Below are 20,734 nucleotides of genomic sequence, written 5' to 3' on the forward strand. Positions count from 1 at the left end.
TATATCAACCTGTCGGGCGGGGTGGGCATCCCCTACCGCCCCGGCCAGCGGGAAAACGACATCTACGCCATCGGCGAAGGGGTCCGCAAAAAGTTTGAGGAGATCCTGGTCCCGGCCGGGATGGGGGATGTGGCCATCTTTACCGAGATGGGCCGGTTCATGACCGGGCCCTACGGCGCGCTGATCGCCACCGCCATCCATGAAAAGCACATCTACAAGGAGTATATCGGCCTGGACGCCTGCGCCGCCAACCTGATGCGTCCCGCCATGTATGGCGCTTACCACCACATTACGGTGCTGGGCAAGGAGGATGCCCCCTGTGACCATGTATACGATGTAACCGGCGGCCTGTGCGAAAACAACGATAAATTTGCCATCGACCGTGCCCTGCCGGAAATTCAGATTGGGGATGTGCTGGTCATTCACGACACCGGTGCCCATGGCTTTTCCATGGGTTACAACTACAACGGCAAGCTGCGCAGCGCAGAAGTGTTGCTGAAGGAGGATGGCAGCCACGAGTTGATTCGCCGGGCAGAAACCGAGCTGGATTATTTCGCCTGCCTGGATAACACCCTCTATTTCCGTGCCATTCAGGCTATCTTGAACAACGAACAGGAGGAATAAAGGATGCTCAGAATTGAACACTTTTCCAAAACCTACCCTGGGGGCAAGCGTGCCGTGGAGGATTTGAGCCTGGAGGTAAAGCCGGGAGAGATTTACGGCTTTATTGGCCACAATGGCGCCGGTAAAACCACCACCATCCGTGCAGTGGCAGGGGTAATTAACTTTACCGAGGGCCGCATCTGGGTGGCAGACCACGATGTACAAAAAGAAGGGGTAGAGGCAAAGCGTGCCATGGCTTTTTTGCCGGATAACCCGGATTTGTACGATTTCATGACCGGCATCGGCTACCTGAATTTTATTGCCGATGTATACAACCTAAGTCAGCAGGAACGCACCCAGCGTATCCAGCGGTATGCGGATGGCTTTGAACTGACCCAGCAGCTGGGCAGCATGATTGGCAGCTACTCCCACGGAATGAAGCAAAAGCTGGCCCTCATCAGTGCCTTCATCCGCCAACCCAAGCTGCTGATTTTGGATGAACCCTTTGTAGGATTGGACCCCCTGGCCTCCCATAAGCTCAAGGAATACCTGAAGGAGCTTTGCAGCCAGGGCGGAGCAGTGTTTTTTTCTACCCATGTGCTGGAAATGGCCGAAAAACTCTGCCATCGGGTGGGAATTCTCAAGCAGGGCAGATTGATTTGTCAGGGTACCCTAGAGGAAATCACCGCCGGAGCCACCCTGGAAGAACTGTTTTTACAGCAGGCCCAGGAGGTGGAGCAGAATGCATAGTTTTTACCCAATCTTCCGCATCTCCCTTCAGGGCATGGTTCACAGCATGGGATTTCGGCGGAGCAAACGCAGTAAAGCAGACCGAAGCGGCTGGCTGAATCTGCTGATGATACTGGGCTTGAACCTGCTGATGGCGGTACTCTATGGCCTGCCCATTCAGGCGTTTTTCAATGAGCAGGGGTTCCCGCTGCTGGGGCCTGCACTTATGGGGCTTATGGGGGCTTCTTTCTGCGTTCTGCTTACCCTTACCGGTGCACGGGATGTGGTGTTCAATACCAAGGACATGGATTTGGTACTTAGCCTGCCGGTGGCAGGCACCACCATTATGGTGGCCCGGGTAGGTGCATTGTATCTGGAGAATCTGGCCATTCAGCTTACCTGGAGTTTGACCGCCGCCATAGGCTGGGCGGTGCAGGGGATTTCCATGCCCTGGTTTTTTGTTCCGCTGTTATTGCCTGCCACTGCACTGGTGGCACTGCTGCCCACGATGGCAGCCCTTGTGGTAAGCTATCTGCTGGCCTGGGCCAGCGGCAAGCTGGCACGGCCTGCCCTGGTGGAGGGCTTGCTGTATCTGCTGGGAACCATGCTCTTTGTGGGGATTAGTCTGCTGGGCAGCGGCACATCGGAACAAGCGCTGGGCGATTTGACGGATATGTGGCTGATACAGCCCTATGAATGGCTGACGCAGTCTGCTTTGGGTGATGCAAGGGCCTGGCTGCTGCTGGCGGTGCTTTGTTTGATGCCGGCAGGGGTGCTTTGCCTGGTGTTGGGCCGCTGCTACCGAACAATTCTGGCCTCTCTTTCGGTGCGTGTTTCCAAGGGTGGTTACCAGCTTACTGCCCAAAAGAATGGCGGCGTACTGTGGGGCTTTTTAAAAAAGGAAGCAAGCCGCTATGTAAATACCCCCATCTACCTGTTTAACACCGGTGTGGGCTTGCTGCTTTATTTGGCAGCAGGGGTGGCCTCTGTTTTTCAGGGCCAGCAGATGCTTCAAGTTCTGGCTGAGTCCGGCCTTCCGGTTAATCAGCTGCTGCCCATTGGAGCCGGATTTGCCGGGTTTGTGCTGTCCATGACGGCCATCAGCGCCAGCTCCATCAGCCTGGAAGGCAACACCCTATGGATTCTTAAAACCTTGCCCATCTCCACCAAACAGCTGCTGCACAGCAAGGTGCTGTTTCACTGGCTGGTGTGTGCTCCCTTTATGCTGCTGGGCAGTGTTCTGCTGGGCATAGGATTTGGGGCAGATGCAGTTCAGGTTCTGCTGTTAACCGTTCTTTGCCTTGTGTACAGCTGGGTATCCGCTCAGTTGGGGCTGCTGGTAAATCTGCGCTGGCCCAAACTGGACGCAGTAAACCCCACAGTGGTGGTAAAGCAGTCGGCCGCCGTGGCGCTTTCCATGCTGGGGGATATACTGGAGCTGCTGCTGGCTGCGGCGGTTTGGTTCATTGGCGCCATGATGGGCAGCCAGCTGCTGGGCGGATGCCTGGCATTGGGCCTGCTGCTTTTGATGGGGCTGGTGCATCAGGTGATTTTGAACCAGTGGGGTATAAAAACCATGGACTCGCTGGAAGTATAACCGCCAGGCAGATTGACAACTACTGGAAAAAGGGAGTATACTTAACTACACACTTTGCTGTTTTTTGCAAAGAAACCAAACGATTCAGAGCCCGCCCCTCCCGGTTTGCTTGTCTGCGGTGGGACGGGCTTTGTGCGGCCTGTGTGCCTGCGCCGAAAGGAAGCTGAACCAAGTATGGAAAAACGCATTGCTCTTTGCCCCGGAAGTTTCGACCCCATCACCAAGGGACATCTGGATATCATCCAGCGGGCGGCTCGTCAGTTTGACCAGGTGATTGTACTGGTTATGGTGAACTACGCAAAAACCAACACTGCGTTCACCGGCCTGGAACGAGTGGAGATGGCCCGGCGGGTGACCAGAGATCTGCCCAATGTTCAGGTGGATTTTTTTGAGGGCCTTTTGGCGGACTATGCAGCCAAAATTGGGGCCTGCACCATCGTAAAGGGTCTGCGCGCAGTGAGCGATTTTGAGTACGAATTTCAAATGGCACTCACCAATGCAAAACTTTGCCCCACCGCCGAAACAATGTTCATGACCACTGGCATCGAGTATATGTATCTGTCCTCCTCCATGGTGCGGCAGGTGGCCAGTTTTGGCGGCGATATTTCCGCCTTTGTATGCCCCGAACTGGTGGAGGATATTAAAAACCGATTGGGCCCCAAAAAGGCTAAGGAGTAACCCCTGCCCCGGCACAGAAGGATGGACTGCCTTCGGTGGGGAACAGCCAGTTTTTTAAAAGCAATCAAAGCCCCCGTTCCGGCCTGTAAAAAGGGCAGGAGCGGGGGCTTTTTGCGGTAATCCTGATTTAAGCATTAAAAAATGGGACCGTCAAAGAACGGTCCCATTCAGATTATTTCTCAGCAATTGCTTCGATTTCGCACAGGGCGCCCTTGGGCAGGTCCTTTACAGCAACGCAGCTGCGGGCGGGCTTGGAGGTGAAATACTTGGCGTACACCTCGTTAAAAGCAGCGAAATCGCTGATGTTGGCCAGGAAGCAGGTGGTTTTTACAACCTTGTCCATGCCGGTGCCGGCAGCTTCCAGAATGGCAGCCACATTCTTGCAGCTCCACTCAGCCTGTGCAGCAATGCCCTCAGGCATGGTGCCGGTAGCGGGGTCAACAGGCAGCTGGCCAGAAGTGATAACCAGGCCTGCAACCTCGTAAGCCTGGGAGTAGGGGCCGATTGCGCCCGGAGCGTTTTTGGTATCAACAACGATCATTGGGAAAGCCTCCTTAAGAAGTAAATATAAAACTTGCCGGCAATTCCACAGAGTTGCCGTACTGCAATAAGTATAGCAGTTTTTGTGTGGAAAATCAATACAAAAGTACTACTATACAAAGGCTTTTCGGCAAAAAGTCCTGAACGATGCAAAGGGAAGGCAGGTAGCCCTGCAAAAAAGACCGCCCGGATTTGCCGAGCGGTCTTAAAGTATTGCAGTGGGTTATTCCTCGTCTGTAGCAATGGCAGATTTAGGGATGCGCTGCACCAAAGCATTCTCCAGCCGGTGATCCCGCACCTGAGCCTTCAGAATGCGCAGGGGAGGAATCTCCAGAACAAAATCATCACAGTCCTTGGGCACAAAGCCGTAGTGGCCAAACACATAGCCGCCAAAGGTATCGTAGGTGTCCAGCTCATCTTCGGAAAGATCCATGGAAAGCTGGCGAGATACCTCCTTCAGCGAAGCAGCACCCTGGATGCGCCAGCTGGTTTCGTCCACCATCTCGATGTCCACCGGTTCCACTGCGGCCTTTTCGGCATCGTCCTCCAAATCGCCCACCAGCTGCTCCAGCAGGTCGTTCATGGTCACAATGCCCATCACACCGCCGTATTCGTCCAGCACAACAGCAAAATGGTTGCGGTTCTTTTTCATCTGCTGGAACAGAATGTCCGCTTTCAGATGCTCCGGCACAAAGAAGGCCGGTTTTACTGCCTTTTGCAGCACCTTTTCCCGTGTGCGGTTGTCCATGCGGAAGTAGTCTCGTGCGCTGAGTACGCCTACAATGTTATCGGTGGAGCCGTCGCATACCGGGTAGCGGGCAAAACGGGTGGTACGAAGAATACGGTCCCATTCTTCGTCGCTTTCCTCGGTCCACAGCACCACCATGTCGGTGCGGTGGGTGGAGAATTCGCCCACCGTCAAATCATCGAACTCAAATACATTTTGAATGAACTCCCGCTCCTTTTGGTCAATGACGCCTTTTTCGCTGCCGGCATCCACCATCATGCGGATTTCTTCCTCGCTTACTTCCTCGTCCTCTGCGTTGGGGTCCAGGCCAAACAGGCGCAATACCATATTGGTGGAAACCGTGAGCACCCACACAATGGGCGAGGCCAGCTTGGACAGCAGAGAAATCAGGCTTGCCATGGCCAGCGCCAGCTGTTCGGCCTTTTTCATGGCCAAGCGCTTGGGCACCAGTTCGCCAAACACCAGGGTAAAGTAAGACAGAATCAGGGTGACCAGAATCAGCGAAACGGACTGGAGCACACCCAGAGGCACAGGCAGGAAGGAAAGGCTCTGGGCCAATGTGCCGGCAAAGTTTTCGGCAGCAAAGGCACTGCCCAAAAAGCCGGACAGGGTAATGGCAGCCTGAATGGTGGCCAAAAAGCGGGCGGGCTGGCTGGTGAGCTGTGCCAGCCGTTTGGCACGCTTGTTGCCCTGGGCCACCAGCTGGGCCAGTTTGGTGTCGTTTACCGACAGTACCGCAATTTCAGCGCAGGCAAACACTGCGTTCAGGGCAATCAAAATAACCTGTAATAAAATCTGCCATATAATAGGGCTTTCCATAATAAAATCAGTTCCTCCAATAATTTTAAGATTCATACTAGCTGCTTACAGGGGGCGTTTCTGCCCAGGGTGGGCAAAAGCGAGGGTACAAGAGCAGGTGGGTTTGCTGCTAAAGCAATCGCTTTAAACGCAAAAAGACACGCCCGTGTTCCATGGCAATGAAACACAGGTGTGCCTGTAAATCTACGCTATTCAGGGTACTACTGGCAGGTTCGCCGCCGTTGTCGTCCATGATTTTGCTTCTGCTCCTATTTCACAGGGCCGGCAAAGGCCCTTTATCGATTTGCAGCACAGAGCTATGCCAGCCGCTGCTGCATAAATTTAAGTATAGCCAGACCAGCCCAATCTGTCAACCTAAAATAGGGATTTTTTTCCTGTTTACACAAAATGTGCTCCTTGCTGCGCGCAAATCCAGGCAAAAACAAGTCCCGTTTCGGTTGCTTTCAACAGTATCCGCTATGAAATCGGCACTTTCCTATGGGATTTTGTAAAAACCGTGGGCTGCGGCTGTTTTTTTACTGTTTTTTGTTTTCTTACTGCAAAACTTATGCTATAATCATGGGTAAACCCGCAAGAGCATAACCATTCAGTTTAGGGAGGAACATCAATGGCAGAGACCATTTTAGTTGTGGATTTTGGTGGTCAGTATAACCAGCTGATCGCTCGTCGTGTGCGTGAGTGCCATGTGTACAGCGAGATTGTATCGTACACCAAGGCCCTGGAGGCCATCCAGGAAAAAAAGCCTGCCGGCATCATCTTTACTGGCGGCCCCAACAGCGTATATTTGGAGGATTCTCCCTCCATCAGCACCCAGGTGTTTGAAATGGGTATCCCTGTGCTGGGCATCTGCTATGGCTCTCAGCTCATGATGCACCTGCTGGGCGGCCGTGTTTGCCGTGCCCCCGAGCGGGAATACGGCAAAACCGAAGTGACCGTAAACACCGCCAGCAAGCTGTTTGAAAATGTAAACGAAAAAACCATCTGCTGGATGAGCCATAACGATTACATCGAAACCGTGGCTCCCGGCTTTGCAATTACTGCTCATACCGAAAACTGCCCCGTGGCTGCGGTGGAGTGCGTGGAGCGTGGCCTGTATGCAGTGCAGTTCCATCCTGAGGTTCTCCATACCCAGGAGGGCACCAAGATGCTGTCCAACTTTGTATACAATGTGTGCGGCTGCAAGGGCGAGTGGACCATGGACTCCTTTGTGGAAAAGTCCATCCTGGCTATCCGTGAAAAGGTAGGCAACGGTCGAGTTCTGTGTGCTCTGTCCGGCGGCGTGGACAGCTCTGTGGCTGCCGTTATGCTGGCCAAGGCTGTGGGCAAGCAGCTCACCTGCGTGTTTGTGGACCACGGTCTGCTGCGCAAAAACGAGAGCGAGGAGGTTTGCGGCGTATTTGGTCCCGAAGGCGAGTACGACCTGAACTTCATCTGCGTAAATGCCCGCCAGCGTTTCTACGACAAGCTGAAGGGTGTAGCTGACCCCGAAACCAAGCGTAAAATCATTGGCGAGGAATTCATCCGTGTATTCGAGGAAGAAGCCAAAAAGATTGGCGCTGTGGATTTCCTGGTACAGGGCACCATCTACCCCGATGTGGTGGAAAGCGGCGTAGGCGGCGAGAGCACCGTTATCAAGAGCCATCACAATGTGGGCGGTCTGCCTGACTATGTGGATTTCAAGGAAATCATCGAGCCTCTGCGTGACCTGTTTAAGGACGAAGTACGCAACGCAGGCCGTGAGCTGGGCATTCCCGAGTACCTGGTAAGCCGTCAGCCCTTCCCCGGTCCTGGTCTGGCCATCCGTATCATCGGTGAAGTAACCGAAGAAAAAATCAAGATGGTACAGGACGCCGACGCCATCTGGCGTGAGGAGATTGCAGCTGCTGGCGAGGATAAGAATCTGGGTCAGTATTTCGCAGCCCTCACCAATATGCGCAGCGTAGGCGTAATGGGCGACGAGCGTACCTACGATTACGCCATCGCACTGCGTGCAGTTACCACCACCGACTTTATGACTGCCGAGCCCGCCTACCTGCCTTGGGATCTGGTGGCTAAAGTCACCAGCCGCATCGTAAACGAGGTTCCCCATGTAAACCGCGTTATGTACGACTGCACCGGTAAGCCCCCGGCAACTATTGAGTTCGAATAATTTCAAAGCCTGAAAAAACCGCATAGTTAAGCGGTCTCTTGGCTTTTGAAATGCCTCATGGCACCCATTGGGCAACATTTTTGCAGCATTCATAAAAAAGAGCTGCCTGATTCTATAAATCAGGCAGCTCTTTTTAGTTGAGATTTTCCTCTTCAATGTCTTTGATGGACCTGCGGTCGCTTGTTTTCCATTCAATGCGCCCGTTAGCGCTTCTTCTCATCACGACCGTAGCAGCTAAAGACGGGCTGGTGAAAATGTAATCTTTGACAAAACGAAATGTGGAGTCGATGATTCCTTTTTCCATTAATTCGCTGCGCAATAGATTAAGATTGTGGGGCATACTTGGAACCGTTGTTGCGGCAATGAAAGAATCTTTTAGTACAGCAAAACCATCTGCCACAATGACTCCCTTGGCATCCGCACCCCGCGCCGCTTGGATATAGAACAGGATTTGACTGTCCTGCTCTTTAACGGAGCTGTCTTGGAGGGTATCAAAAATTTTATATCCAAGCGTATTTACCAGCAATTTTGCGTTGCTGATAAATTCTAGCAGCATGGCTTCGTCGTATTCGGAAATGGATGAACAAGTCGGAACGGTTCTGTTTGTCACTATAGAACGCCCGGCGGTTTTGGCCAAACCATAGAATTTGCTCTCTTGATTGGCTTTGCCAAGTGAATGTAAATAAATTTATTTCGCATTGCTTTCCTCAAACAAACCTCCACCAAGCTGTTTGACTGGAAGCAAATAAGCCAAAGCCGAAAAAATAGGAGAAAGAATACGGATTTTTAGTTGTTTATTCCGACGGAGTACAGCTGCAAAAAAGGTTAAGTGGATAGAGAAAAAAGTCGCCCCGAACACTGTTTTAAGGTGGCTTAATTTTTTAGGTGTATTTTATGAAACAGTTGTTTTTGTTCCGTATATTTATCTCGATAAACCGACATAGTTTACATAATAAATAAAGCACGGCACCGGCCTTATGGTTTATGCTCCCGGGAACTTTCTTTTTTATCGAAAGAAAAGGTTGACATCTGTGTACCATAGTTGTTGTAATGCGGTTAAGGTAATCAACTGTCTACCAAAGGAGGCGTACTATGAATACCATGCGATTGTCCGATAGTGAATGGCTGCTGATGAATGCGTTGTGGGATCACTCGCCCTACACCATCACGCAGCTGGTGGAGCGACTGAGAGAGGAGACCAACTGGAGCAAACATACGGTAATTACAATGCTCTCTCGACTGGAAGCAAAGGGAGCTGTACGGCATGAGGAAGGCCAGCGGGCCAAGCAGTTTTATCCTGCGATTGACCGGGCCACCACCCAGCGACAGGAGAGTCACAGCTTTCTTTCCCGCTTATATGGCGGCAGCTTAAAGCTGATGATAAACACATTGGTGGGCAATGACAGCCTGTCTGACGAGGAACTGGCTGCGCTGGACGCCCTGCTGGAAAAAGCAGAGGAGGGCAAAAAATGATAGCTTCAATGACAGAACTTCTTGTCACTTCGTCGGTGCTGATTCTGGTTTTGCTGGTGCTTCGCCAGCTGCTGCAAGGCCGGGTTAGCTGTATAATTTGTGGGGGCTGGCAGTGCTGCGGCTGATGCTTCCGTTTTCGTTGCCTGCAGCCAGCAGCGTGATGAATCTGCCCACCGCTCACCAGGTGCAAGCCATTGTTGCCGGGCAAGCCATTCACATCCAGGCCGGCGGCGAGACCGTACTCCCTCTGACTGAAGCCGGAACGGCTGCTGGGGCTGGGGAGTTTCCGCTGCTGACAGCCCTGTGGCTGATTGGTGTCCTGGCTGCGGGGGCGTGGTTTCTCTTTGTGAATCTGCGGTTTGCCCGCAAACTGCGGACGCTGGGCCGCCCGCTTGCCGTGGACTGTCCTCTTCCGGTATATCAAGTTATGGGGCTTAGTTCGCCCTGCCTGTTTGGGCTGCTGCATCCGGCAATCTATGTTCCAGCGGAGGTGACCGGTGATGCTGCTATGATGCGGCATATCCTGGTGCACGAGGAATGCCATTGGCGGCAGAAGGATCATATTTGGGCACTGGTACGGACGGTCTGCCTCTGCCTGTACTGGTTTGATCCGCTGGTATGGGCTGCGGCTGCGGGTTTCCCGGGAAGACTGCGAACAAGCCTGTGACGAGCGGGCAGTGGGGATGCTTGGCGAGCCGGAACGGATTGCCTACGGGCATACACTGGTATCGGTGGTGCGCCGGATGCGCAGACCAGTTTATCAGGCTGTACGGCCACTACCATGAGTACCGGGCGGCACGGTTTGCAGCGGCGCATTGCGCTCATCGTTTCCGATACCCGCACCCGCAGATGGGCGGTGATAGCTCTGGCCGTCTGTGTTGTGGTGTTGGTTGGCTGCACCTTTACCGGCAGAAAAAGTGATTCGGACCAAACTCTCACCGAGCTGGTGACCGGCACCAATTCGACAGCCGCTTTCAATCCATATCGGGTAACCTTCGGCAGCGGGAGCGAGCCGCAGACCCCTGCTTTTGATTTGCAGCTGCTGCTGCCGGACAGCTGGGAGGTTCGTTCTGCATTGCAGGAGGATGCCAAGAGTGAGACTGCTTCGCTGGGCGGAGCCTTTGACAGTATGCTTTCTCCCATGGAAATCTACAACGGGGATGTACTGGTGGGCACGGTGCGATACAGCCGCTACACCCCCTACGATGAAGAATCCCTCCCGCCAGAGGAAGAATATAAAACGGTTTATCCGCAACTGCGGCTCTCCAGCGTGGATATCTGGGACCCGTATACGGCGGTAAATCGGTACGACCAAGGGGAAAGCGGCATTGCAGAGGTCCTTTACAAGGATAGTGCATACATACAGACTCACCCCAACGAAAGTATGGCAGCCGTGCCAGAGATACAGACTAAGGGCCTGCTCTGCTTCCACCGGGAGTTGGGAGTGTATATTGCACTTCGGTTTGAACCGGATCAGATACCGGATGCAGATGACCTCAATCTGATTGCAGCAAGCCTGCGAATCGAGCCTGCTGAAGAATTCTAAACACATAGAAAAATCCGGCCCGGAAAAACGAGTGGATAAAAAACAATAACCCTCCGTCTAAAATAAGCTGGATACACCATAATTTGCCATTAGGTGCCCTTCCTTTTTGCATCCTTGCCATAATAAGGCCCCCTGCTGCAGGTTTTACTCTGCAACAGGGGGCCTCGTTTTTGCTCTATATTCTTTGGGGTGCTGCCCAAAGGAGAGAACTTTAAAAAACGACCCCTGCCAAACACAAATTGCGCAGGGGGAATTGCTCTGCAAAAACAGGTGAAAAACCTTTAAAATAGAGTATTGTCCAAATTAAGGGATAGATATTATGCTACAATGGCAATAGACCTGTTTAAAAAGCACAAAACTTGTTTTGTATTGGCGGATTTTGTATAATGGCATAAACAGGGAGGTTTCCTTTTTTATGCAATAGTCAAGGCGGTGCAGCATGATTTCTGCCTGCCGACGGTTATTGCAACAAAACAAAAAGCCCGCCATCAGGCGAGCTTTTGATTCACACACTGTGAAACCGGATAAACCGGCGGTTTTGGCAGGGCCGTATTTGAACCTGTCGTGTTGCTTTAGATGGTAGTCTAAAAGCAACTTTATTCTAACGCAAATCCCAGTAAGTGTCAACTCTGTTTTAAAAAATTTTTTAAGGGAGGAATTTTTACATGGAACAAGGCGGCTATTACTTAGGGTTGGATATTGGTACCGAATCGGTGGGCTGGGCCGTTACCGATGAAAGCTACCACATTCAAAAACGAAAGGGCAAAGCACTGTGGGGCGTGCGGCTGTTTGATGGCGCCCAAACCGCCCAGGAACGGCGGAGCTATCGGGTGGGCAGGCGGCGCATTGAACGGCGGCGGGCTCGGCTAGATTGGCTGCAGCAGGTGTTTGCCCAGCCTGTGGGCCAGGTGGACCCGGCTTTTTTCCAGCGATTGCAGGAAAGCAAATTCCGGGAGGAGGACAAGCGGGGAGAGCATCCCCTGGGCCGCTGCACCCTGTTTGCGGATAAAAACTACTGCGATGCGGATTATTACAAGGAATACCCCACCATCTACCATCTGCGCAAAACTCTTATGGAGCAGGATGGCCCCTTTGATGTACGGCTGGTGTATCTGGCAGTGCATCATATTATGAAATACCGAGGGCATTTTTTGTACGATGATATGTCTGTACAGGAAGACAGCCTGGAAAGCGGCCTGGAGCGTTTGCGCCAGGCGGTGGAATCCCTGTGGGAAAAAACCCTGGTTTGGAAGGATGCAGGAGAAGTGGAAAAAATCCTGTGTGCCCGCAGCAGTGCCACACAAAAGGCAAAACTGCTGGCTGAGCAGTTTGAGCCTTACCCCAAGGGAGACTGCCGGGGGCCACTGCTGAAATTGCTGGCAGGTTCCAAGAATATTAAACTGAAAGACCTCTACGGCGATGATGCATTGGCCGATGCCGAGCCTGCAAGCATTAGCCTGGGGGATGAATTTGAATCTCATGCCGAAGCACTGGCTGCTCTGTTGGGGGATGACATAGAGCTGCTTTTGGCGGCAAAGCAGATTTACGACCGGGTGCTGCTGTTGCAGATGCTCAATGGGTACACCTACCCCTCCCATGCAAAGGTGGCAGAATACGAAAAACACGCACAGGACCTGAGGCTGCTGAAGGATGCTGTGCGCCAGATGCAAAACTCCCAGCTGTACCGGGAGGTATTCCACATTGCCAAGGATAAGCACAACAACTACCCGGCTTACGCAGGTAAGGGGAATGCAAACCACCGATGCAGCTACGAAGAGTTTGCCAAGTATCTGAAGGGTGTTTTTAAAAATAGCCAAGAAGAAAGTCCGCAAATTCAGCAGATTTTGCAGCAGCTGGAACAGGGCACCTTTCTGCCTTTGCAAACCAGCAAAAACAATGGAGTAATTTCTCACCAACTTCACCAGGCAGAACTGGAATTGATTTTGGAGCGGGCGCAGCGGTATCTGCCCTTTTTGGCCCAGAAGGATGAAAGCGGCCTTACCAAAGCACAGCAGATTGTGGAGATGTTCCAATTTAAAATTCCCTACTATGTAGGCCCGCTGAACAGCAATTCTCCCCACAGCTGGGTGGTGCGTACACCGGAAAAAATCTACCCCTGGAATTTTGCCCAGGTGGTGGATTTGGAGCAGTGCCGGGAGCAGTTTATTCAGCGTATGACGGCGAAATGCAGCTATCTAGGCGAGGATATTTTGCCCAAAGATTCGCTCTTGTACACAAGCTTTATGGTGCTCAACGAGCTGAACAATCTCAAGGTGAACGGGCATCCTATCTCGGTACAGCAAAAGCAAATGCTGTACAACCAGGTATGCCTGAGCGGTTATAAAATCACCCAAACCAAGCTGCGCAATGCCTTGCAGCTCCAGCAGCAGGACCAGCTCACCGGGCTGGATGGCCCCCTCAAGGCCACCCTTGCCCCCTGGAAGCACTACCAGTGGCTAATCCAGCGGCCCGGCGGCGTTGCTATGGCAGAGGATATAATCCGCCGCATTACCCTGTTTGGGCAGGATAAAAAACTCCTTGCCCAATGGCTGGAAAAAACCTACGGGCATCTGCTCAGCAGCGAAGAACGCACCCAGGCCCTGGCCTTTAAGGCAAGTGGCTGGGGCAAGCTGTCCAAAACATTTTTAACCGGCATCTTCCATCAGGATGAGCAAACCGGCAACCGGTATTCCATGATGGAAATGCTCTGGAATACCGGAGATAACCTGATGCAGCTGCTCAGCAGCCGGTACACCTTTGGGCAGGCAGTGGAGGAATACCGTAAACAGAAGTTTGCCAGCCAGGCCATGACCCTGGAGGACTACCTGAAGGAAAGCTATGCTTCGCCGGGCATCAAACGGGCCATTCACCAAACCTTGAGCATTGTGGCAGAGGTGGAAAAAATCATGAAATCCAAGCCCAAGCGGGTATTTGTGGAAATGGCACGGGAAGAAGGGGAAAAAGGCAAACGCACGGTTTCTCGTAAAGCGGAGCTGCAGGCGCTGTATAAAAGCTGTAAAATGCAGAATGAACAGCTCTTTTTGCAGCTGGAACAGCAGCAGGAGCAGGATTTGCGCAGGGATAAGCTCTATCTCTACTACATCCAGCTGGGCAGATGTATGTACAGCGGAGAGGTCATTGATTTGAGCCGGCTGGACAGCGATTATGACATTGACCACATCTACCCCCAAAGCAAAACCAAGGACGATAGCCTGAACAACCGGGTGCTGGTAAAGCGAACCTTGAATGCAAACAAATCCGATTCCTACCCCATTTCCCCAGACATCCGCCAGGCCATGACCCCCTTCTGGGCGCAGTTGCACCAAAAAGGGATGATTGGCAGGGCCAAATGGGAGCGGCTTACACGCTCCACCCCCTTTACCCCCGAAGAACAGGCAGGGTTTATTGCCCGGCAGCTGGTGGAAACACGCCAGTCCAGCAAAATTGTAGCGGAGCTGCTGCAACGGCGGTTTGGTGAAAGCACCGAAATTGTGTATGTAAAGGCGGGCAATGTTTCCTCCTTCCGGCAGGACCAGCGCATTACCCTGGATGGGCGGCAGCTGCAAGCCGGCCAGTGCAAAAATCAGCACACCCAGCAGGACCCCCTGTTTGTAAAGTGCCGCAGCATCAACGACTTTCACCATGCAAAGGACGCGTACCTCAACATTGTGGTGGGCAATGTGTACCATGTAAAATTTACCCGCAATCCCCTTTGGTTCCTCAAGCAGGAACAGGCCCGTTACAGCCTGAACCGTATGTTTGATTTTGATGTATGCCGTGGCAAAGAGCAAGCCTGGACGGCAGGGGAGCAGGGCAGCATTGCGGTGGTACGCCACACCATGGGCAAAAACAACATTCTGTTCAGCCGCCGTGCAGCGCCTGCATCCGGCCAGCTGTTTGACCAGAATCCCGTTGCCAAGGGCGAGGGAGAGAGCAAAACGCCCCTGAAATCCTCTGACCCTCGGTTGGTATTTGAAAAATACGGTGGCTACAACAAACTTACAACAGCCTACTTCATTTTGGTGGAGCATACCAACAAGAAAAAACGGGTGCGCTCGCTGGAGCCGGTTCTGCTTATGCACAAGAGTTTTTACCAAAACAATCCGGAATCTTATTGCACCCAATTCCTGAGGCTAAACAATCCGGTGGTGCTGGTGGACGAAATTCCTATCAATGCCCTGTTGGAGCTGGATGGCTTTAGAATGCATCTCTCGGGACGAACTGGAAAGCAGGTCATATTCAAGAATGCCAATCCGCTGATTCTGGCACCCTCCTGGCACCAATATGTAAAATCCATGGAAAAATATCTGGAACGGTGTGCAAAGGCAAAAAAAGACCTGGAAATCAGCCTGTACGATGGATTAACAGCAGAACAAAACCAGCAGCTGTACGAACTTTTGCTGCAAAAGCTGGAAAATCCCCGTTACTGTGTAAAGTTGGAAACAGCCGCTAAAACCCTTCGGGAGCAGCAACACAAATTTCAAACCCTGTCGGCGGCCAACCAATGCCGCATTCTTGTGCAGGTGCTTAACTTGTTTGCAAACAATGCGTCCAGCGCCGATTTGAAACTGCTCAACGGAAAGGCCGGTATTGGCATTCTGCTGCTGTCTAAAAATTTAAGCAATGTAAAGGATCAGTCCTTTAAGCTCATCTGCCAATCGGTCACGGGTTTTTACGAGCGGGAAATCGACCTGATGGCGGAGGTTGTGCAGTGAGCTGGCGGGTGGTGCTGGTGGCCAGTAATGCAAAGCTGGATTACAAGCTGGATTACCTTGTTATTCGCACCGTAGATGAGGTAAAACGCATCCATCTCAGCGAGATAGGGGTGCTGGTGGTGGAAAGCACAGCGGTTTCCCTTACCAGTTACCTGCTGTGCGAACTGATACAACATAAAATCAAGGTGATTTTTTGCGACCATAATCGGGACCCGTGCAGCGAGCTGGTGCCTACCTGTGGCAGTCACGACAGCAGCGCCCGCATTCACCGGCAGATTGGTTGGCAGCAATCGGTACAGCAGCAGGTCTGGACCGAAATTGTACGGCAAAAACTCCGGTGCCAGCGCAGTCATCTGCGGCACCGGGGGCTTGCCCAGGCCGAAACCATCACAACCTATCTGGAACAGCTTCAATGGAACGATGCCACCAACCGGGAGGGGCACGCAGCAAAGGCGTATTTTAGGGCATTGTTTGGGCCTGAGTTTACCCGCGCCGATAATACCCCCATCAATGCAGCCCTCAATTATGGGTATAGCCTGCTCCTTTCGGCACTTAACCGGGAAATTGCGGCGGCCGGCTACCTCAACCAACTGGGTGTTGCCCACAAAAATACCTTCAATGCCTTTAATCTGGCCTGCGATTTCATCGAGCCGCTGCGCCCGCTTGTGGATTATGCGGTACTGGAGATGCAGCCGCAGCAGCTGGAACGGCCACAAAAGCTGGCCCTGCTGAACCTGCTGAATAAGCAGGTGGAATGCGACGGAAAAAGCCACTATTTGCTGTACGCAGTTCGACTGTACTGCGCCGGCTTGTTCCGTGCGTTGGAAAGCGGCGACCTTTCTCAGATAAAATGGATTGAGTATGAATGGTAGATTTATGCGCGTACTGGTGTTTTTTGACCTCCCGGTAGAAACTAAAGCCGACCGGCGGGAGTATGCTCGCTTTCGCCGGGGGCTTATTAAGGACGGTTTTTTGATGATGCAGGAATCTGTTTATTGCAAACTTGCCCTTAACCCTACCTCGGCACGGAGTATTATGGAAGCTGTGCGTGCCCGGCGGCCTTCCAAGGGTTTGGTTCAGATGCTGGTGATTACCGAAAAGCAGTTTTCCCGCATGGAATTTGTGGTAGGGGACTACCACACCCAGATTATAGACAACGAAGAACGGTTGGTGATTGTGTGAGATTAACCCACCCATTGCTCTCTCAGCCACTGCACTGGAAACCAGAGCGGGTACCGGTGCTGGTGGTGGAATCGCCGGAGCTGTTTCGTACCCTTGTGTTTTCGCTGGCGGCACAGGCCCAGGGGCAGGCGGGAGAGTTTGTTCTCTCGCTGAATTACGATACGCTGGACTGTGGAGACCACCTCCACTTGGTAACAGATTATTATGCCTTGCCGCTGGACCACCGAAAAATGCAAAATCGGTTTCAATCGCTGCTGCAATGGACGGTTCGGGAACAACTTACCTCCGCCACCGATGATTTGCAGCAGCATATTAGCCGATACCTGCAACAGATTACTGCGGCCATTCAGTACCCCCTTTCCTTTGCAGAAGGAGAGTATGTGCTGCCGCTTTTAAAGGCACTGAAATGCCAGCCCATTCTGGATGCAGAAGATTCGTTGGAACGGCTGATGCAGTATCTGGAGCTGTACAGTGGGTTGCTGCCCCACCAGTGTTTTGTGTTGGTGAATGCCCATTGCTATTTTTCGCCCCAGGAACTGGGCCAGCTGTACAAAATGGCGGCCTATCAAAAATGGAACCTCCTTATGCTGGAGCAGCGGCTGCAAAATACGCTGCCTGGCGAGGAAATCTGCCTGCTGGATGCAGATTTGTGCGAATTAAGGCTTGATTCCTGCACATAAATCCAGTAAACTAAGGTTTGACAGAATACACCATCTAAAATAACACAGCGCAAAGTCGTGGCGTTTTTCAAATTGAGGTTTGAGAGTCGTGTTATTTTAGATGGTAGTCAAACAGAAGTTGGACGATATTCTCGGAAATCCAAGTTTGAGAGTCGTGTTATTTTAGATGGTAGTCAAACCAGCCAGCGGGGCAAGGTCGTGGGATAGCCGTTTGAGAGTCGTGTTATTTTAGATGGTAGTCAAACCAAGCGGATTGTGTTTGATGGCAGCGAGGAGTTTGAGAGTCGTGTTATTTTAGATGGTAGTCAAACTATTACCAGCAGCCACACCAAATTCCGTACGTTTGAGAGTCGTGTTATTTTAGATGGTAGTCAAACCGATGACGGGAAGTGGTACATTGCGGAGGAGTTTGAGAGTCGTGTTATTTTAGATGGTAGTCAAACATAAAGGCAGTAGAGTATAGTATTGTCATAGTTTGAGAGTCGTGTTATTTTAGATGGTAGTCAAACGACACCTACCGCCATGTCAACGATAGCTTGGTTTGAGAGTCGTGTTATTTTAGATGGTAGTCAAACTTTAACAATCCACCAGTGCAGGCTATGTATGTTTGAGAGTCGTGTTATTTTAGATGGTAGTCAAACCGATACAGGGTCTAATATCGCTTATTCCTGGTTTGAGAGTCGTGTTATTTTAGATGGTAGTCAAACCGTACCCGCCTACGATAACATCATCGGGGAGTTTGAGAGTCGTGTTATTTTAGATGGTAGTCAAACAAAACGGTAAATCTTCCGGTTCGCCCTGTAGTTTGAGAGTCGTGTTATTTTTAAATTTTGCATAGTTTGTGGTTAGCCGGTGGTTCTGTATGGTAGTACAGTTCCAGCGGTTTTTTATTTGTAAACAACCTGATAAGCCATTAAGGAATGAAAAAACCAAGAAGGGATGGCCCTGTGGGGCCATCCCTTCTTGGTTCATTTGGTTGGTGATAATTTCTTGTGGTTAAACAATAGGCGCTTTCCGAGTAAGGCTCTCGTGCATCCATGCCATGAAAGTCAGCAAGAAAAGCACATAGACAGGAAAGAGTGCCACGCTGATGTGGTTAGCCAGTATCCCAAACAGGGCAGGCATCAGGCAGCTGCCCACATAGGCGCAGGCCATTTGTACCCCAATAATAGCCTGAGAACGGTGTGCGCCAAAGTGGGCGGGAGTGGAATGGATGATGCAAGGGTAAATCGGGGCACAGCCCAAGCCCACCAGCCCTAACCCTGTCAGGCAAACCGCCTGTGGCCCGGGCAAAAGCATAACAACCGCACCAAGGCCAATGAGCACCTGGCCTAAACGAATCATCTGGGTGTCGCTGAGCTTCATTGTTAAAAAGCCGCTCAGGCCCCGCCCTCCGGTAATACCAATAAAAAACACACCGGAAAAACTGGCCGCCATCTCAATGGACATTCCCCTGTAAAGGTTCAGGTAGCTTGCTGCCCACAAAATGGCGGTTTGCTCCAAAGCACAGTAGCAAAAAAAGCAAAGCATTACTTCCTTGGCGCCGCTAATAGAAAGGATTTGACCCAGGCTCAGGGGCTTGCTTTCCACCATCTCCGCTTGCAAAATCTGGGTGGGCTTTTGGTTCCACAAAGGCAGACTGAAAAACAAAACCGCCGTGAGAACAACCTGCAAAATACCAATCCACCGGTACCCGCCAGGCCAGCCCTGACCACCTGCAAGGGCATAGCCCATAATGTAGGGGCCCAGAGTGGCACCAAGGCCCCACATACAGTGCAGCCAGCTCATGTGCTTGCTCTCATAGTGGAGTGCAACATAGTTGTTGAGGGCGGCATCAATGCTGCCAGCCCCCAAACCATAGGGGATGGCCCAAAGGCACAGCGTCCAAAAAGAGTTTGCAAAGGAAAAACCAAACAAGGCAGCGGCAGTCATGGCAACACTCACAACGGTAATTTTGCCTGCACCCATGCGCCGGGTAAGCCGGTCGCTTTGCAGGCTGGACACAATGGTGCCAGCTGAAATAATCATGGAAATGATACCGGCGTAAGAAACCGGAACAGAAAACAGGGGATACATGGAAGGCCAGGCCGAACCCAGCAGGGCATCCGGCAGGCCCAAACTGATAAATGCAAGGTAGATAATACCTAAAAGTAACTGTGTCATAACGCAATGCCTCCGCCTGTTTATATTGCTGTGTGGAGTTTATTGGTTACAAGTATACGATATTTTGGGCGAAATTTCCATAGTGTGAACGGTAAAAAATATCCCAGTCCTTCCCGGCAATTATTTCACGGAACATACCGGTAATTTTATCACCCAGTCCTGGCGCATCAATGATATTTTCCGGGATTAAGTTCATATCCCTGGACTGGGGGGCGGTTGATCCCATATTTTGATCCACAGGGCAATAAAACAATATGGGCAGAGGGCCAAGACCCTGCAAAGGCTGTGCGTTCTGTATCCTTCGGCTTTTTGGTGCAAATATTTAAGTTTATGTAAACTGATTTTTAAAAACTTACAAAATCCATTGACATTTCCCGGATGTGGAATGTACTCAAAAATATAACATAGAATTTATATTCTTTGTAGCTATTGACATAGGAAGTCTATATGCAGGCAGAGTCCCGGAAAACTCCGGTGTACTTATCCTATGTCAGCGGAAGAGTGTAAATGTATGTCAATAAAATCTGGAAGGGAGTTCTGAATCATGCCGAAGTGGACTTATTATCTAACGGTTATCAACGAGCTGGATCGGCCCTTGGAGCTGATATCGGAGAACCTGGCCTGGGGCAGGAAGGAAAGAAAAGAGGGCAATTTCCCTCGCATCATTGCCCCCGGCACAAATGCAGAATACCGTGTGTATTCTCCTTCGGGTACCTCCACGGGGATTGAATTCTACTTAACCTTCCGGGATAAGGCTCCTGCTGGGGAACACAGCTATGGAACCGTGCAGGTGAGTGTGGATATGCCCTATTGGAAGCATGCCAACACAAGCTCCTGCCACACCACCGGAACACTGGGCCAAAATGGTTTCACACAAGTGCCTCATGGAGCCCATGACTTTTCCACATCTTTTGTGGTCTACAATCTTCCGGGGAAAGAGTAATCATGATGCGGTATGAAAAATGGCCGGATATTGAGGCGATGCCCATCGCGGGGACGGCCTCTATCCGTTCTTACCTGCCCAATGTAAAAATGTAAATTTGTAAATGTGGCCTGACGTTTTGCATAGTTTTAGAGGTGAAAATTTTACGCTAGGGAAGTGGTGAGTTTAT

17 protein-coding genes, 1 pseudogene and 1 CRISPR repeat array are annotated in these 20,734 nt (G+C 51.5%); of the genes and pseudogenes, 14 read left to right on the forward strand and 4 right to left on the reverse strand.

Annotated features, from left to right (window positions below; all coding sequences use genetic code 11):
* From ACH2EM_RS02935 to coaD, 4 genes and pseudogenes are all read left to right on the forward strand, one after another.
* Window positions 1-624: pseudogene (locus tag ACH2EM_RS02935) on the forward strand (diaminopimelate decarboxylase); the annotation flags it as partial.
* A 3-nt stretch (window positions 625-627) separates the two neighbouring features.
* Window positions 628-1,353 carry an ABC transporter ATP-binding protein gene (locus ACH2EM_RS02940; RefSeq protein WP_395150581.1) on the forward strand — a complete coding sequence of 242 codons (726 nt, stop codon included), beginning with the start codon at window positions 628-630 and terminating at the stop codon, window positions 1,351-1,353.
* Window positions 1,346-2,929, forward strand: a complete 1,584-nt coding sequence (locus ACH2EM_RS02945) for a hypothetical protein (RefSeq protein ID WP_395150582.1) — start codon at window positions 1,346-1,348, stop codon at window positions 2,927-2,929. Before ACH2EM_RS02940 ends, ACH2EM_RS02945 begins: the two co-directional genes overlap by 8 nt.
* Before the next feature lie 174 nt (window positions 2,930-3,103).
* Entirely contained in the window at window positions 3,104-3,607 is a 504-nt protein-coding gene (coaD, locus tag ACH2EM_RS02950) for a pantetheine-phosphate adenylyltransferase (RefSeq protein WP_395150583.1), read from the forward strand.
* A 172-nt stretch (window positions 3,608-3,779) separates the two neighbouring features.
* Here coaD and ACH2EM_RS02955 read toward each other — a convergent pair whose 3' ends face one another.
* A complete protein-coding gene (locus ACH2EM_RS02955) occupies window positions 3,780-4,148 on the reverse strand; it encodes a RidA family protein (RefSeq protein ID WP_395150585.1) in 369 nt (122 codons plus the stop codon).
* 222 nt (window positions 4,149-4,370) lie between these two features.
* Window positions 4,371-5,714, reverse strand: coding sequence for a hemolysin family protein (locus tag ACH2EM_RS02960; RefSeq protein WP_395150586.1), 1,344 nt, complete (start codon window positions 5,712-5,714; stop codon window positions 4,371-4,373).
* A gap of 607 nt (window positions 5,715-6,321) precedes the next feature.
* On the opposite strand from ACH2EM_RS02960, the gene guaA reads away from it, so the two are divergent.
* A complete protein-coding gene (gene guaA / locus ACH2EM_RS02965; RefSeq protein ID WP_395150587.1) occupies window positions 6,322-7,863 on the forward strand; it encodes a glutamine-hydrolyzing GMP synthase in 1,542 nt (513 codons plus the stop codon).
* 133 nt (window positions 7,864-7,996) lie between these two features.
* On the opposite strand, the gene ACH2EM_RS02970 is transcribed toward guaA, so the two are convergent.
* On the reverse strand, window positions 7,997-8,500 hold the full coding sequence (locus ACH2EM_RS02970) for a DUF4357 domain-containing protein (RefSeq protein ID WP_395150588.1): 504 nt from the start codon (window positions 8,498-8,500) through the stop codon (window positions 7,997-7,999).
* Window positions 8,501-8,955: 455 nt separating this feature from the next.
* On the opposite strand from ACH2EM_RS02970, the gene ACH2EM_RS02975 reads away from it, so the two are divergent.
* The 8 genes from ACH2EM_RS02975 to csn2 all read left to right on the forward strand — a co-directional run bounded on the left by ACH2EM_RS02975 (window position 8,956) and on the right by csn2 (window position 17,459).
* The gene (locus tag ACH2EM_RS02975) at window positions 8,956-9,336 is read left to right on the forward strand and encodes a BlaI/MecI/CopY family transcriptional regulator (protein ID WP_395150589.1); all 381 of its coding nucleotides are present in this window, start codon (window positions 8,956-8,958) and stop codon (window positions 9,334-9,336) included.
* Window positions 9,333-9,461, forward strand: coding sequence for a hypothetical protein (locus ACH2EM_RS02980; RefSeq protein ID WP_395150590.1), 129 nt, complete (start codon window positions 9,333-9,335; stop codon window positions 9,459-9,461). The genes ACH2EM_RS02975 and ACH2EM_RS02980 overlap by 4 nt, the downstream gene beginning before the upstream one ends.
* A complete protein-coding gene (locus ACH2EM_RS02985) occupies window positions 9,449-10,003 on the forward strand; it encodes a M56 family metallopeptidase (protein WP_395150591.1) in 555 nt (184 codons plus the stop codon). Before ACH2EM_RS02980 ends, ACH2EM_RS02985 begins: the two co-directional genes overlap by 13 nt.
* 114 nt (window positions 10,004-10,117) lie before the next feature.
* Entirely contained in the window at window positions 10,118-10,882 is a 765-nt protein-coding gene (locus tag ACH2EM_RS02990; protein ID WP_395150592.1) for a hypothetical protein, read from the forward strand.
* Between the two features lie 665 nt (window positions 10,883-11,547).
* Complete coding sequence (cas9, locus tag ACH2EM_RS02995; RefSeq protein WP_395150594.1) at window positions 11,548-15,597, forward strand: type II CRISPR RNA-guided endonuclease Cas9; 4,050 nt, start codon at window positions 11,548-11,550, stop codon at window positions 15,595-15,597.
* Entirely contained in the window at window positions 15,594-16,469 is an 876-nt protein-coding gene (gene cas1 / locus ACH2EM_RS03000) for a type II CRISPR-associated endonuclease Cas1 (RefSeq protein ID WP_395150595.1), read from the forward strand. The genes cas9 and cas1 overlap by 4 nt, the downstream gene beginning before the upstream one ends.
* The gene (gene cas2, locus ACH2EM_RS03005) at window positions 16,459-16,779 is read left to right on the forward strand and encodes a CRISPR-associated endonuclease Cas2 (protein WP_395150596.1); all 321 of its coding nucleotides are present in this window, start codon (window positions 16,459-16,461) and stop codon (window positions 16,777-16,779) included. The genes cas1 and cas2 overlap by 11 nt, the downstream gene beginning before the upstream one ends.
* The gene (gene csn2, locus ACH2EM_RS03010; protein ID WP_395150597.1) at window positions 16,776-17,459 is read left to right on the forward strand and encodes a type II-A CRISPR-associated protein Csn2; all 684 of its coding nucleotides are present in this window, start codon (window positions 16,776-16,778) and stop codon (window positions 17,457-17,459) included. The genes cas2 and csn2 overlap by 4 nt, the downstream gene beginning before the upstream one ends.
* 77 nt (window positions 17,460-17,536) lie before the next feature.
* Window positions 17,537-18,298: a CRISPR direct-repeat array (repeat unit 36 nt; unit sequence GTTTGAGAGTCGTGTTATTTTAGATGGTAGTCAAAC).
* Between the two features lie 157 nt (window positions 18,299-18,455).
* Here csn2 and ACH2EM_RS03015 read toward each other — a convergent pair.
* Window positions 18,456-19,622, reverse strand: a complete 1,167-nt coding sequence (locus ACH2EM_RS03015) for an MFS transporter (RefSeq protein ID WP_395150598.1) — start codon at window positions 19,620-19,622, stop codon at window positions 18,456-18,458.
* Between the two features lie 544 nt (window positions 19,623-20,166).
* Here ACH2EM_RS03015 and ACH2EM_RS03020 point away from each other — a divergent pair.
* Entirely contained in the window at window positions 20,167-20,565 is a 399-nt protein-coding gene (locus ACH2EM_RS03020) for a hypothetical protein (protein WP_395150599.1), read from the forward strand.
* Window positions 20,566-20,734: the final 169 nt, after the last annotated feature.

It is taken from the genome of uncultured Allofournierella sp. (genome assembly GCA_944382705.1).
Classification (GTDB): domain Bacteria; phylum Bacillota; class Clostridia; order Oscillospirales; family Ruminococcaceae; genus Allofournierella.

Coding starts and splice junctions, on each gene's coding strand:
- ACH2EM_RS02940 (WP_395150581.1), top strand. CDS start 628: ATGCTCAGAATTGAACACTTTTCCAAAACCTACCCTGGGGGCAAGCGT.
- ACH2EM_RS02945 (WP_395150582.1), top strand. CDS start 1,346: ATGCATAGTTTTTACCCAATCTTCCGCATCTCCCTTCAGGGCATGGTT.
- coaD (WP_395150583.1), top strand. CDS start 3,104: ATGGAAAAACGCATTGCTCTTTGCCCCGGAAGTTTCGACCCCATCACC.
- ACH2EM_RS02955 (WP_395150585.1), bottom strand. CDS start 4,148: ATGATCGTTGTTGATACCAAAAACGCTCCGGGCGCAATCGGCCCCTAC.
- ACH2EM_RS02960 (WP_395150586.1), bottom strand. CDS start 5,714: ATGGAAAGCCCTATTATATGGCAGATTTTATTACAGGTTATTTTGATT.
- guaA (WP_395150587.1), top strand. CDS start 6,322: ATGGCAGAGACCATTTTAGTTGTGGATTTTGGTGGTCAGTATAACCAG.
- ACH2EM_RS02975 (WP_395150589.1), top strand. CDS start 8,956: ATGAATACCATGCGATTGTCCGATAGTGAATGGCTGCTGATGAATGCG.
- ACH2EM_RS02980 (WP_395150590.1), top strand. CDS start 9,333: ATGATAGCTTCAATGACAGAACTTCTTGTCACTTCGTCGGTGCTGATT.
- ACH2EM_RS02990 (WP_395150592.1), top strand. CDS start 10,118: ATGAGTACCGGGCGGCACGGTTTGCAGCGGCGCATTGCGCTCATCGTT.
- cas9 (WP_395150594.1), top strand. CDS start 11,548: ATGGAACAAGGCGGCTATTACTTAGGGTTGGATATTGGTACCGAATCG.
- cas2 (WP_395150596.1), top strand. CDS start 16,459: ATGAATGGTAGATTTATGCGCGTACTGGTGTTTTTTGACCTCCCGGTA.
- ACH2EM_RS03015 (WP_395150598.1), bottom strand. CDS start 19,622: ATGACACAGTTACTTTTAGGTATTATCTACCTTGCATTTATCAGTTTG.
- ACH2EM_RS03020 (WP_395150599.1), top strand. CDS start 20,167: ATGCCGAAGTGGACTTATTATCTAACGGTTATCAACGAGCTGGATCGG.